Origin of the sequence: Alteromonas sp. KUL42 (genome assembly GCF_006538325.1) — a bacterium.
Lineage (GTDB): Bacteria > Pseudomonadota > Gammaproteobacteria > Enterobacterales > Alteromonadaceae > Alteromonas.
On sequence record NZ_BJKK01000027.1, the window covers coordinates 1 to 13,951 of the forward strand.

Consider the following 13,951-nt stretch of genomic DNA (forward strand, 5'->3'; position numbering starts at 1 on the left):
GTAAGTTTTAGAAAGAACTGTAGTGATAGCTGCAGTTAGGGTAGTTTTACCGTGGTCAACGTGGCCGATTGTACCCACGTTTACGTGGGGTTTCGTACGTTCAAACTTTTCTTTTGCCATTTCTATTATCCCAGCAAAGTTACATTAAAAAATTTATGAAATTTTACATGAGCTGGGGAGAAATATACTGGTGCTGATAGGCAGATTTGAACTGCCGACCTCACCCTTACCAAGGGTGCGCTCTACCAACTGAGCTATATCAGCACTGATTTGGAGCGGGCAGCGGGAATCGAACCCGCATCATCAGCTTGGAAGGCTGAGGTAATAGCCATTATACGATGCCCGCAAATCCTAATTCTCTGGCCACCTCATAAGAAAGTGGTGGAGGGGGCAGGATTCGAACCTGCGAAGGCTGAGCCGGCAGATTTACAGTCTGCTCCCGTTGACCGCTTGGGTACCCCTCCAGATTGATGGTGCCGACTGCCGGAATCGAACTGGCGACCTACTGATTACAAGTCAGTTGCTCTACCAACTGAGCTAAGTCGGCACTACATCAAGTGGGTGCGCATTCTAGAGTAATGTTTTACTCTTTGCAAGAGTCTTTTTGAAAATTTTTCAATTTTCTTTTTTGACCAATTTCTCAACTAATCAAAAACTTACGCCAGCGTTTACTTTAACAGTTCACACCGAGCGTAGCGGGCAAGACCCTGCATCACTAAATGAGCGAGGCGCATGTTATCAGCAGATTTTAAGAATGCAAACACTTTTTTGTCTCCCCCCCCTAAAATTATGTCAAATTCAGTTCGTTTGCTTGATATATAGTCAACAGCGCTCAAATAAACACCATATAGGGCAGCATGACACCCTGATGCCACACAATCTTCTGTATCAGTACCTACCCCAAAAGTGGTTGGAATTTCATCATTGGCAAATACTTTTTGGGTAGAAGCTACCAATGCATTTCGCATAACTTGGAATCCAGGGATGATCCAACCGCCTAAATGTTGACCATCTACAACAAAATCTACCGTGATTGCCGTTCCAACATCCATAACAAAAAATGCATTTTTTGATTTTTCTGCTGCACAAATCATTGCCAGCCATCTATCAACGCCCATTTTTTGTACATTGGCGTAACTATTTTTGATCCCAAATGCTTCCTGCTCAGTCTGTTTTTCTACAAAAATAATATTCCTCGCATCACACATGGTGGATATTTCATCAACCAAGTCCTGATTTCTTACTGAGGCAATATATAAATGAGAGATTTTTTGTTGGGAGTCGATAAAAAAGAAAAGCGATTTTGCATCTTCACATGCGCTTGGTTCATCTTCAGCATGACTGAGAAGCGAATATTTAATTCGGGTATTGCCAATATCAACTAAGATGACTTGGCTTTCATCGATATTATTCATATTTTTTGTTTCGCTAAGACTACTGTTTTACAGGTTATTGCTTTTAACAGGCCAGTAAAAAACTGACATTACTATGCTATCAGTTTCCTCTTAGGCTTACTTCACCGCCATGGAATCGCGTAATGCCATCTTGGGTCTCTACTAATAATGCCCCGCTGGCATCAACACCTCGGTCAATACCAGAAAAACGCTTGTCCCCCATTTGTAGAACTATACGTTTGTCGGCATATAAATCCAATGCTTCCCAATACGGAACAAAAGGACCAAATCCTTGCTGGGTAAATTTTGGTAAATACGACCAAAGCGACTTTATAATTTCAGCTGCTAGCGCATTTCTATCGGGAATGCTTCCCAAGTAAGAAGCTAAATCGCTATGAGGTTGACCCACGTCGTATTGGTTATCAGGAACGCACACATTCAAACCGATACCAATAACGCAGTGTGCAGTTGCACCAATTTGCCCCTCTACTTCTATTAGTACACCCGCAAGCTTCTTACCTTGTAAATAAATGTCATTTGGCCACTTCAGTTCAGCGTCATCAACACCAAACTCTTTAAGTGCGTCACATACTGCAAGCCCTACTAATAAAGAAAGGCCAGCCATACTTTGATAACCATCTGGAAAAGACCAGTACATAGAAAAAGTTAAGCTACCACCAACAGGCGCTAGCCAAGAACGACCATGGCGCCCTCGCCCCGCAGTTTGTATTTCAGCAAAAACTACATCGCCATCGGCCAAGTCTTCTCTACTATTTGCAATTCGCTTTTTCAATTCAGTGTTGGTAGAAGGAAGTACCGACTCAACGTCAATCATTGCTCTTTTGGTATTACCTAAATGCTTTTTAATACTGTCGGCGCTTAACAATGGGAATCCTCGCTCTAAACGGTAGCCTTTACCCTTCACTTTAAATACATCTAGCCCCCAGTCTGCTAATTGAGATATATGACCGGCAACGGCAGTGCGCGATAAACCCACTTGTTGTGCAATGGTTTCGCCTGAATGGAACTGACCATCAGACAGTAACGCGAGTATGTGTTTTCTTATTGCTTTAGATGCCTGTCTCATAGCGTAATGAGTCCTTCACTTCCTATTAAACGTACTTCGGGTTCAAGTTTTATGGCAAAAAGCGCGGAGATACTTGTAATAATCTCTTTTGCCAGCGCAATGACATCTTCGCCACGTGCGTCACCTAAATTAGTAAGAACCAATGGCTGCGTTGGATGGCACCGTACTTTATTGTACTCTTTCCCTTTGAAGCCAGCTTGGTCGATAAGCCATGCCGCTGGGATCTTCACCATAGTAGGTTCGCCACTTTGTTGTGCCACTTCATCAGACGCATTCACAAGAAAATGAGGCACATTATTATATTGCTTTTTGATTTTCTCAAAAGTGCACAGTGGCACTACAGGATTTTTAAAAAAGCTACCCGCATTACCAAGAACCAAAGGATCAGGTAATTTACTTTTTCTTACCTCGATAACTTTTTCAAAAATACGCTCTGGCGTAGCATCCTCCAGAGAGGATAACTCTCCATAGCTAACTTCCAACACATTGTCTTTAGGCAGTTTGAAATTAACATTGGTAATTAAGACTTTTTCAGCAAGTTTGTGTTTGAAGATACTATCTCGGTAACCAAAAGCGCAGTCTTGGTTAGAGAGTAATACTTTGTCGCCGCTAGTTAGCATTACTACTTCAACCGTATCAATGAATGCGTTCACTTCTTTACCGTATGCTCCAATATTTTGAATGGGCGAAGCGCCGACTGAGCCTGGAATAAGTGCTAAATTCTCAAGGCCATACCATTGATTTTGCATGCATAACGCAACAAAATCATGCCAATTTTCACCAGCTCCCACCCGCAAGAAGTGATGTGTATCAGTGTCGTAATGCGTTATGCCTTTTATTTCATTAACAAGGACTGCCCCTTCGAAGTCACCAACAAATATAGAGTTGCTACCACCACCTAAAATATAAGTAGGCAAATTCGGTTGGTATAGCGACAAAAAAGAGGACACATCTGAAAAAGAGGAAATAGAAGTACAAGAAGCGTTAAGTCCGAATGTACTGTAGTGTTGTAATGACGGCATAGATTGTACGAGCAGCGAGACATGACGCTAATGGTAGGTTAACGGGGGGGCAATTAAAAGTGCCAGCTGAAGATATCTGGTTACCCCACCACGATAAATTACGAATATGACGTCAATTAAGAAAAGAGTTGCCTTATCTAACCGTTAATGGCCTATAGCTTCAAGCCGAAATCGATTAACCGTTGCGACACATATTCAAAATCGGGCGTATCTATATTTACATATATAAAGCGCTTTTTGTGTGAAGCCATTACATCCGAATAATCAGGCTCTTCATTTCTATATAACACAATAACTGCGGCCCCCTCTTTTGGCGAGTAGTTCGCAATTAGCTTAGGAAGCATTCTTTGTTGAGCCGATGTTATTATGATATCCGCATTTAACGCAGAGTCGATAAGTTGATAGAGTGAAAGTGCACTTTCACCTATGTGGCACGATATGTCTATGTCTTCAAAGAACTCACTGAAGGCTTCGTTATCTACCGTATCACGTTGCTCTTTAAGCTCTTGTATTTGTTCATTGCTCAAGGACATTTTAGGGGCGTTTCGCACTACTTCATCAACGGCTCGTTTATAGCCATCAGAAAACACGTGTACGGATTTGCTACCTTTTAAACACGAAGTAGCGAAATCCTTCCAAAATAAATAGTAATCAGATGGTGTGAATATCGAGTCGACAAATTTGTCGTGGTATCGTCCCTTTACTTCTTCTAAAGAAGCAGATTCGCCCAAGTAATCAGGCCGACGAATATCAACTGGAACAAAAGTATCCCAAGGGGTTTTTAATACCGCGGTATCCCCTTGCCGTATATGAAAAAGCACTTTTTGTTTTGTTGAGTCAAACAAACTATCTATAGGTGATATTTGACGCTCTCTGTTGTACAGCTCGTTAAAGTTAAGAATAAACTTCTCAGCTTCAGAAGCACGATTAATTAAAGCAAAAAATTGTCTTTTTCCTTTTCCGGGTGCAGGTTTTGCTCTGTCTAACCTTAGAATAAAAAGCCAAGGACACTCACCGTTTGTTGAGCTTACTCTCTGATTCACAATTTTCTGGACATACTCAACCAAACCATCAAAACCTCGAATACCTTCGAGTTCTAATATTGCGTCACTTAGGTTTACTTCAAAAACACAGCTGTCATCAAAGGAAATTTCATGCTGCGACTTAAAGAACGTGTTTATTCCTAAAAAATCATATACGTTGGTATGCTTGGTTTCACTTTCCAATATGACACTATCTTTTTCAAGAGGCCGGCTTCTATTTGATTCAAACGGAATATAATAAAAAGGGAAACCACATGCTCTACCCAACTTATAGAATGCAGAAAGTTGCATCATTTGGTCTGTAAATCCCTGCTGTCCCGTTTGAATAGAAAAAAACACATTTGGGGAGGTAGAGAAACCTAAAAACTTGGTTATTTTAGAAAGCACGGTGCACTCTTATTTTACTTTAGTAAGTTGTCAATAAAATTGAAGCAGAGCATTATTTCTCTACTTCACTCTTATCATCGTTTTTCGCCAATATTTTCTTTTCGAGTTCAAGTGCTCTTCTGTCGTTAGGGCGTAGTACTTTTATTTCATCTATCATTTCTAACGCCTTAATCGGGAAGCCATTTTTATGTAATGAAAATGCATAAGCTAAAAGCGCTTTAGTAGTCATCCCCCCTAGAGCATATGCTTCTCTGAAGTAAGCATCGGCGCGTTTATAGCGCCCCAAGGAAGTGTATACAATACCAATATTCGAAAGTACATGGACCCGAGTTCGAGGGTTTAAACCTGGTTGCTCTAGTAGCCTTTCAGCTAGTGCAACTGCATCCCTAAACTTGCCCCTCGACATTAGCAATACGATGTGAGTGTTTACCATTGCACCATCTATTTTATCACCGGCAGCATCGTACATGCGGTTGATAAGAGATTCAGATTTATCTAAATCTCCCATTCTCCCTGAATATTCCGCATAATTATGCAATACCCGAACATTGTTGGGAGAATAAACTAATTCGTTCTCATAAAACTTTTTAGGGTCTAGCCATTGTTCATTCCTTTGGTATGTCATATATGACAACGCGAACAGAACAATTGCAGAAATCATCAATGGGACCGTTGCTTTGTCGCTTTTGTTCAAACGCTTCCATACAAGAGAGCAAAGGGACAAAGCAACAAGGATAAGCCCAAAATTGGGAAGATAAGTTCTATGCTCAAACATGAGGTCTCGAATAGGTATAATGCCTGATTCTACAAAGTGAGCACTGTAAAAGAAGGCTATACCAAAGGCCAATAAAGGAAGCTTTTTACGAAGTGTAAATGCTGCTGCCAAAACAACTATGTGTGCAAAGGCAGATATCAGCGTTGTAAAGCGGCTAAAATCTTCAATCGTTTTACCGTATTCAAGATGCAGCCCTACTGGCCAAAAAAACTTGCCGACGTAAATCCAAAGAATAGAAAGCTGAGCCAGAAAGTAGTCTATACGTGTTATGTCGCGAGTTTCCCTCGTCAGCATGTCCAATTTATCAACATAGCCTCCTACCGAAGAAGGAACAACGAAATAAAGGAGGCCTATACTTAATAATGCGATAAGGCCAGCTAAAATCATTTTTTTCGCGACGCTGCGATTAAAGAAGATCAACTCAGCAAAAACAAGAACAAGTGGTAGCGTTACAGCGTTTTGTTTAGTGAAGAATGCACATACTGCAAAAAGCATACAACCAAAAGAAAATACAACTTTCAACGTATTGCTTTCGCTACTTCTAGCGTAGAAATAACAGCACACACTTGCTAAATAAAACAAGGCAACTAACGATGCTAACCGTTGAACAATATAAGTTACAGATTGCGTTTGCAGTGGATGCACTAAAAATACCAGTGCGCATATCATTGCAACGTAGTTGGCAGCCGCAGAACTAACAGCAAACTTACTTATACTACATAACTTTCTTACCAAAAAGTAAACAACAAGCCCTGTGAGAAAGTGAATGAACACATTTGTGTAATGGTAACCAGATACAGAAAGCTTGTGTTGCTCAAAGTCGAGGAACAACGAAAAGTAGCCTATGACACGTAAGGGGTAGTCACTAAATAGAGTTGAAAAGGACGCATTTTTAAAGTTTGGATTGTTGACTATGCTACCAAAATCGTCCAGATAAAAAGGGACCCCAATACTATTCTGATAAACAATTGCTGTAACTATTGCCATTAAGGCTATGACCATTAAGGTTTTAAAACTTGCTCCCTTTACCACACTTACACCTTTTTAATAACTAAATTGGAAAGGCGAGCATTTCTATGGCTCGCCCGATTATCACTTGTTCGCATTTTACTCTGAATACATGTTTCATGGATTCAGTATAAAGCAACACGCAATGCTAATACTCATCAATGATCTTAAGACGAGCTTTTTGCAATTCGTCTGTCATCATTTCAGCTTCCTGTGGTGAATTTAAAATATAAGGTATAATCATAACCATTAGCTCCGTTCGACTATCACTTGAGTTATTTCCTCTAAACAATCGACCCACACCAGGCAATTTTCCAAGTAATGGAATTCCTGTTTCCCCTTCGCCATCAGTTGAACGAATCAATCCGCCAATTAATACGGAACCGCCATCGCGTAACGTAAGAACCGTTTCAACACTGCGGTTTGAGATAGTGGGCGAGTTGATCCCCCCACTGGTCGCGTTAGTCGCCTCACTAATCTCTTGTGAAATTTCTATATCGACATACCCTGTAGCGTGCACCGTAGGCTTTATATCAAGTAGAACACCGGTATTCAGATATGAAACCTGCTGCACGATAGGCGCCCCCGCCGCAGAAGAGCTCTGCGAATTAGACGTAATAATAGGTACTCGACTACCCACATCTATTGACGCTTGCTGGCCACTTTTCACCATTAGGCGAGGACGTGAACGAATTTTCGTTTTGCTATTGGTATACAAAAAGTTAATGGCTGCGTTAGTTTGCGTTCCTCGTGAAAGAGATAAACTCAGACCAGCACCGTCTGTAGTTCCAAACCCGCCGGCTTGTGCCGAAACATTAAATGCACCAAGAGAATTATTTCTAAACCATTCTATTGCAGAGTTATCACTCTCTTCTAAACTCACCTCTGCCAGAATGACTTCTATCATTACAGAAGGCGCGGGTTTATCCAGCTTTTTGATAAGCTCTAGGGCTGTTGCCCAAGTTTGACCACTACCACTGAATAATACGGTATTTAGTTGCTCATCGACTACAAAAGTATTAATTGTATTCGTTCTTTCCTTACCGCTATTAATCGCCTCATTTTGTGTCAGTGAGGTAGTCAACTGATTGAGGATCTCTACAATATGCGAGGCCTGTGTGCTTTTTACTTGGTAGCTAAATAATCCGTTTTGGAGGCCGGTTTGCCGCTGTATCTCTAACTTTTCTGCCCAATCAACAATGTAATCTAACACTTCTTCAGAAGCACTAAACACGATAAGTTGCTCACTGGCCTCAAGCGGCAGAAGACGTACAGGTGCTGTTACATCACCACGCCTTATATTCACGCCTTCAGTTCTAAGTATTTCCTCAAGCTGCGCAGACAACTCTTCTGCAGTATTCACATTAGGACGTAAAATAACACTGTGCATATCAACCAAAGACGGTCTATCAAGTGCTTTAATTACAGAAGAAGCTTGACTTACAACGTTCATTTTTCCCTGCAAGATCAATGCATTTCTTTGAATATCTTCAGTAATACTAAGCTCTTGCTTTTGAAACATCTGAAAAACCGTCGCACGAACTTGAGCCGGCTTGACGAATTTAAGCGGGTATATTTGAAAAATCGGCCTATTACTTGATGGTATTTCAGGCAGTGCCTCTCCTGTGGCGAGAAGGGGAACACCGCCCGCCACCGAAATTGAATAATCGAACACTAAGGTGCCATCTTTTTCAAATGTTGTTATTCCATAACTTTGAAGTGTTTTGGTCACAAGTGAATAAAAGTCTTTTTGACTTATTGGCTCTGCAATACGTAAAGTTACTAAATCAGCAACTTGGCGAATAGAAGGCTGAATAACAAAATTCAAACCCAGCTGATTTCCATATACTTCATTAATAAAAGACGACACAGGCATATTGTTGTATGTTTGACGCTCAACATTAGTGTCTTTTAACGCTGGTAAAAATGCGGCTTCCGCCTGATCAGCAGCGTCCTTAATCGGTATTTTAGGCGGCGCAACAACCTCTAGAGAAGTAGAAACATCGTCATCATTTCCCGTCGTTACTTGTAAGGAAACCTCTTCAACTGACTTTGGTGCTCGTAACGGTTCTGAGTAAGTCTTACTGTCTTGCTCTGCCAGCTTTTCTGCTGGGCCGCGTGTCGTTATTTCAGAAAGACTCGCGCAGCCGCTCAGAAGTCCTATCACACATAAACTGAGCGTAGTCTGCTTAAACATTGTTGTATTCATTTGCATGGGTATATTCATAATTATTTGAGAAATTAGAAAAGCGCTTGCGCAATTTCGCTATTGTTTTCAGCATTTATCCAGATTACGTAATCTGCTTTCAATTCTTTTATCGTCCATGGATTCAACCACCCTTCTCCCACTCTAAGTGCTTTGGGTTGTGTGTTTCCTGGCACCAAAAACACTCCAACTGCTTCTTGGTCCGTGTCTAAATTTACCACTGCCACAAAACTTGCTTCTGTGGGCATTCTCTTTGGCTCAGGTTCGGGAACGGGTTTAGATATTTCGGTAGCCTTCACTTCTTCAGGCGGCTTGAAGTATGCTGGTATTGCTACAAGCACTTCTTTCCAATCGAATTTATTATCATCTTCACTAACGGTATCTTCGACCGACTGAACGACATTCACATCATCTACATTTGGTAGCAAGTTAGAAACGGTTGATAATATCATTGTTACTAAAGCAACAATACCTAATGGAAACAACAATTTTGCCATCTATACACTTCCTTGTTGATACAAGTAATCAACAACCAATGACACTACTCCTTTAGCATCAGGCTGGAAGTCAAAACTATAAAGTCGAATTTGCGGATAATCTTCCTCAAAAAATTCAAGCAACTTAATGAAGTTCAATTCATGCAACCCACCGTCTACTTTAATGCGTACTTGCCAATATGTATCACCCTCATAAATCAGTGTTTCAGTGCCTACCATGCGCGCTCTTGGCCTTGCAATAGTAGTATTAATCAACTGAGTTGCTGCCGATAGCGCCTCTGCTTCTGCGATACTGGCAGTGGCAACTGAAGGAATTTTTGTAAGTAAATTTGACAGTGCCGTTTCTGCTTTCTGAAAGGCACTTTCTGATACTGGGTGGCTTGCCGCCTCAACCATTCTTTCCAGCATCGCATGAGTTCTCAAAGCCTCATTGCGACGCTCGTCAAGTAAGTCAAACATGCTCTTACTGATGCTCATTACTAAAATGAGGGCAATACCAACAACCATCCACTGTAGACGCTTATTGGCGGAAAATTCCTCCCACGCGCTACTTCTCTTTATGACATCAATCACGAACTATAACCTCCAGTGTCCATAGATTCGCACCATCTTGAGGACGAATAGATACATTTTCAAACAAGCCCGTGTCCTCTAAATTTTTAACCAACGTTGTAATGTCTAACTCCTTTGAAAACAGCGTTATAGTGAGCGTTTTACTTTGCCAGCGTATCTTGCCTGCAATCCACTTAGTTTGCTCTTGCACTACAGACACGACTCTAGCAAACGTAGGAGGTAAATGGCCAAGCTCATCTTTCCAACTTCTGACCTGTTCATATTGCCGAGAGTTCCGTTGAAAAGCATCTCTTGCCGAAAGTGTGTCGCCTAGCGACTGCTCCAGTGCGCTCATTTTATTGTCTAAAGAGTTAATTTCAATGGACTGAACCACAAATGCAGTTACTAACCACAACGCAAGTACGCCTGCTAACAACCCAACGATTGCGAATCCAAAAGTAGGGCTTTTAATAAAATCATCAACTTTGCGCGATTGTGCCCACGAATTCGAAACTGATGTATCGTTAATTGAAATTACGTCGTTAGGAAGACCTGAAACTGGAATGCTCTCACAAGAATGCATCACACTATTTTTCCATACCTGACGGTAGGCAAGAGACTCCCCTTTTACATACCAGGTTCCGTCCTCAAGTGCATTTTGCGTAGCGGTTTCAGGGATACCATCAAAGGCATCTTTTGCTGTCCAAATTGCCACGCCTTTTTTCAAGGGTATAGAAAAGCTACTGCCATTTTTATAAGGCGACAGTGCCTTCTCCTGCAGTTTTATCCAACTTTCCAGTTGTTTACCGCTAACACTTGAAGGGTAAGGTTTATACACATAGAATGCTGGCGTCTTACTGTCAGGTTGATGTTGATCCTGCCAAAATGTGACTTCTAAATAATTTAGAAAGCGATCGAACCAGTCTGGATAACTGTTCAATAAAGAGGCAATTTGCATAGGATTCCGTAACTGAGATAATCTTTCGTCTAACATACCGCTAGATGGTATCTTATTAAATGTAATTATTCGATATAATCCTTATTTTCAACGCAGGAACGACTTTGTTACTTTCTATATCTGAGTTTATTGAAGCGAGTTTGAATGGCTCTATTGAAGCGAGTGTGATGACTGCGCTTACGGAGCAAGGCCACATAGAGGCCGCACAAGTACAGCAGATTAAAGACTCTGCTGCTGAAGTATCGCTAAATAGTATTGCGGCAGTGTCTCGTATGGGGATTGTTGGTGATGACACACTTTATGAAGTTATATCCTCTATTATTGGTTGGAGTCTAGTCGACAAAGTTAGTTTGTGCCCTATCGCAAGCGATGTTATTCAAACCTTAGATAAACTCAACTTAAATGCAGATTGGTGCATCAATCATCATATATTCCCCGTTTTATCCAAAGAAAATACACTTAAGCTTTATGTTGGCTATCTAAAGCAACCCAGTGATCTGAACGTTGTACTTGTAAGCGCGAGCGAATATGACATCCAACTTCACCTGCTTACTCCAGCTATGGCAGTAACGGTGGAAGACGATATTAGTAGAGAAAGAGCGGTTTCTGAGTTGTTCGGAAAAAGTAACACCGACATAGCAGCACTTGCTGAAGAAGCCCCCGTGATTAACCTCGTTAATAGCATCGTCGAACGTGCCATCTTCGCGGAAGCGTCGGATATTCATATTGAAGCGGGTGAAAAGAACATGGTGGTTCGCTTTAGAATTGATGGTAAGCTCACAGAGTTTATGCAACAGCCCTCTTCTCGATTCCCGGCCATTGCTTCGCGAATTAAACTACTTTCTCAGCTCGATATTGCCGAGCGACGCCTTCCCCAAGACGGAAGGTTTAGTACGCGAGCCGGCAAGAAAGAATTTGATGTGCGTGTATCTACAGCCCCTGACGTGCGCGGTGAATCAATTGTAATGCGTCTACTCCCCAAGCAAAGAGATGAGTTAAAACTCGCATCACTTGGTTTTGAAGATGATCATTTGGCGTTAATCAAAGAGTGGGGCTCGTTGAGCAATGGGATCATTTTGGTTACAGGGCCAACTGGTTCCGGTAAATCTACTACGCTATACGGCTTGCTTGCTGACATAAAAACCGGCGAAGAGAAAATTCTTACAGTAGAAGACCCAGTTGAATATCAACTTGATGGCATTGTTCAGGTTCAGGCTCGTTCAGACATTGGGTACACATTTGCAAAAGCCCTAAGAACATTTCTTCGTCAAGACCCCGATATCATCATGGTTGGTGAGATTCGTGACAAAGAAACAGCGGATATCTCCATTCAGTCGTCATTAACAGGTCACCTTGTATTATCGACGCTGCATACTAACGACGCCTGTTCCGTATTTCCTCGTTTAGCAGACATCGGTGTAGAACCGTACCTTACTGCCGCCACAATTCAGGGCGTTCAAGCACAACGTTTGGTTAGAAAACTGTGTCAGGAATGTGCTGTCGAGACCACAGCACCTTCTTATATCGAACTAGATGAACGTGTGCTAGCCAAAATAGATACCGACAATGTTAAGTGGAAAAAAGCAGTAGGCTGTAAATCTTGCCATGGTAAAGGGTATCGAGGACGTGTAGGTATTTACGAGCTCGTACCCGTTACCAACGAAATTCGCCAAGCTGTAGCTGATAACGCAGAAGTAACAAAAGTGAGAAAGCTAGCGCGAAACGCTGGTTTTCGTTCACTGCTTGAAGATGGCCTGCTAAAAGCTGCAAAAGGCGTGACGACGGTTGAAGAAGTGCTGCGCGTGTGTTCGTTAGATGAGGATATATCGTGAAGTTTACCTATGAAGGGATAAACGTAAAAACATCGGAATTAGTATCTGGCGAACTAGAAGGTGTGTCTGATGTTGACATTGTTAATACGTTAGCAAGCAGAAATATTGAAGCTCTGAGCGTTACGCCGCATAAAGATGAATCAGGAAAGAGTAAAAAGGTTACTATCTCAGATCTCACTTTACCCCTTCAAGAGTTGGCAACGCTCACCGAGTCTGGCGTTACCTTGTTGGAAGCAGTGGGAGCCCTTGCGAAAAATAAGGAGCATCCGGGCCTTGCAAGAGGCTTTAAAAAAATCGCTAGTTTAATTGAGAGCGGTGAACCTTTTTCAAAAGCTATTGCGCAGTCGTCACTGCCCTTTCCTGAATATGTCTCACATTTAGTAAGTGCTGGTGAGCTCAGTGGTGAATTGGCTGTAGCGCTACGTAATGCGTCTGAGCAAATGAACTACGACCAAGCGGTAAGAAATGAAATTAGAAGTGCGCTTACCTATCCAATGGTATTGATTGCTTCAGGCGTTATTGCCATGTTGATTATCTTTTTCGCAGTGGTTCCCAAGTTCTCTCACATGCTTGATGGTGGCAAAGAACTCCCTACATTAGCATGGCTAGTTTTAAGCGCGGGTAAATACGCCAACGACTACCCATATGTTATATTCGGTAGTTTCGGGGCATGTATACTTTTGCTTGTTATGTTCTTTTCAAACAGCAGAGTAAAAAAATTCGTCGCCAATTTCAGTTTGCGTATTCCGGTTATTGGGCCATGGTTGTCCGAGCAAGATGCGGCTAAATGGGCTTCATTATCCAGCGCCATGTTAGGTGCTCGCGTCGGTCTTATAAATACCCTTACATTGGCCGCTGAATCCAGCATGTTCGAAGCTAGGCAAATAAAAGCAAAAGGCTTGGTCAACGATGTACAATCCGGTATGACGCTGACAGAAAGCTTGGAGCGTTCTGCGTTGTTACCACCGAGTTCACTTAATTTAATTGCTGTTGGAGACAAAACGGGACAGTTAGCAACTATGTTAGGTGCTGTCGCTAAATTGCATGATGAAGCCTGTAAACGTAGAATGAAGCAAGTCCTCACATTGGTCGAACCGGTGGCCATTCTCATCGTAGGTGTGATGATAGGAATAATGATTTTAGGTATTGTTTTAGCCATTACCGCCAGTACAGATATCGCTATTTAAGGA

General features: G+C 41.8%; 12 protein-coding genes and 4 tRNA genes. 2 read left to right on the top strand and 14 right to left on the bottom strand.

The features are described 5' to 3' along the window. The 14 genes from EYR97_RS20870 to EYR97_RS20935 form a co-directional block, all read right to left on the bottom strand. Positions 1-120 (bottom strand): GTP-binding protein (locus EYR97_RS20870; RefSeq protein WP_242635065.1); only part of this gene is annotated, 120 nt, incomplete at its 3' end. Positions 121-188: 68 nt separating this feature from the next. Next, positions 189-264, bottom strand: a tRNA-Thr gene (locus tag EYR97_RS20875). Between the two features lie 7 nt (positions 265-271). Continuing rightward, a tRNA-Gly gene (locus tag EYR97_RS20880) sits at positions 272-346 on the bottom strand. Between the two features lie 33 nt (positions 347-379). Then, positions 380-464, bottom strand: a tRNA-Tyr gene (locus EYR97_RS20885). Between the two features lie 7 nt (positions 465-471). Then, positions 472-547, bottom strand: a tRNA-Thr gene (locus EYR97_RS20890). Between the two features lie 121 nt (positions 548-668). Beyond that, positions 669-1,415, bottom strand: coding sequence for a type III pantothenate kinase (locus EYR97_RS20895; protein ID WP_131095690.1), 747 nt, complete (start codon positions 1,413-1,415; stop codon positions 669-671). Between the two features lie 79 nt (positions 1,416-1,494). Next, positions 1,495-2,481: a bifunctional biotin--[acetyl-CoA-carboxylase] ligase/biotin operon repressor BirA gene (birA, locus tag EYR97_RS20900; RefSeq protein ID WP_131095691.1), complete on the bottom strand. Its 987-nt coding sequence runs from the start codon at positions 2,479-2,481 to the stop codon at positions 1,495-1,497. Further along, the gene (gene murB / locus EYR97_RS20905; RefSeq protein ID WP_131095692.1) at positions 2,478-3,503 is read right to left on the bottom strand and encodes a UDP-N-acetylmuramate dehydrogenase; all 1,026 of its coding nucleotides are present in this window, start codon (positions 3,501-3,503) and stop codon (positions 2,478-2,480) included. Before murB ends, birA begins: the two co-directional genes overlap by 4 nt. Before the next feature lie 152 nt (positions 3,504-3,655). Continuing rightward, positions 3,656-4,933, bottom strand: a complete 1,278-nt coding sequence (locus tag EYR97_RS20910; protein WP_131095693.1) for a hypothetical protein — start codon at positions 4,931-4,933, stop codon at positions 3,656-3,658. 52 nt (positions 4,934-4,985) lie between these two features. Then, positions 4,986-6,695 (bottom strand): lipopolysaccharide assembly protein LapB, encoded by a 1,710-nt coding sequence (locus EYR97_RS20915; RefSeq protein WP_165478123.1) that lies wholly within the window; start codon positions 6,693-6,695, stop codon positions 4,986-4,988. Positions 6,696-6,864: 169 nt separating this feature from the next. Beyond that, on the bottom strand, positions 6,865-8,913 hold the full coding sequence (locus EYR97_RS20920; RefSeq protein WP_165478124.1) for a type II secretion system protein GspD: 2,049 nt from the start codon (positions 8,911-8,913) through the stop codon (positions 6,865-6,867). Positions 8,914-8,957: 44 nt separating this feature from the next. Beyond that, positions 8,958-9,419, bottom strand: coding sequence for a hypothetical protein (locus EYR97_RS20925; RefSeq protein ID WP_131095696.1), 462 nt, complete (start codon positions 9,417-9,419; stop codon positions 8,958-8,960). Next, positions 9,420-9,992 carry a hypothetical protein gene (locus EYR97_RS20930; RefSeq protein ID WP_131095697.1) on the bottom strand — a complete coding sequence of 191 codons (573 nt, stop codon included), beginning with the start codon at positions 9,990-9,992 and terminating at the stop codon, positions 9,420-9,422. It lies immediately after the preceding gene. Continuing rightward, positions 9,985-10,929: a hypothetical protein gene (locus EYR97_RS20935; protein ID WP_131095698.1), complete on the bottom strand. Its 945-nt coding sequence runs from the start codon at positions 10,927-10,929 to the stop codon at positions 9,985-9,987. Before EYR97_RS20935 ends, EYR97_RS20930 begins: the two co-directional genes overlap by 8 nt. A gap of 104 nt (positions 10,930-11,033) precedes the next feature. Here EYR97_RS20935 and EYR97_RS20940 point away from each other — a divergent pair, with 104 nt between their 5' ends. Further along, entirely contained in the window at positions 11,034-12,761 is a 1,728-nt protein-coding gene (locus tag EYR97_RS20940) for a GspE/PulE family protein (protein ID WP_242635151.1), read from the top strand. Then, complete coding sequence (locus tag EYR97_RS20945) at positions 12,758-13,948, top strand: type II secretion system F family protein (protein WP_131095699.1); 1,191 nt, start codon at positions 12,758-12,760, stop codon at positions 13,946-13,948. The genes EYR97_RS20940 and EYR97_RS20945 overlap by 4 nt, the downstream gene beginning before the upstream one ends. The last annotated feature ends 3 nt before the right edge of the window (positions 13,949-13,951 follow it).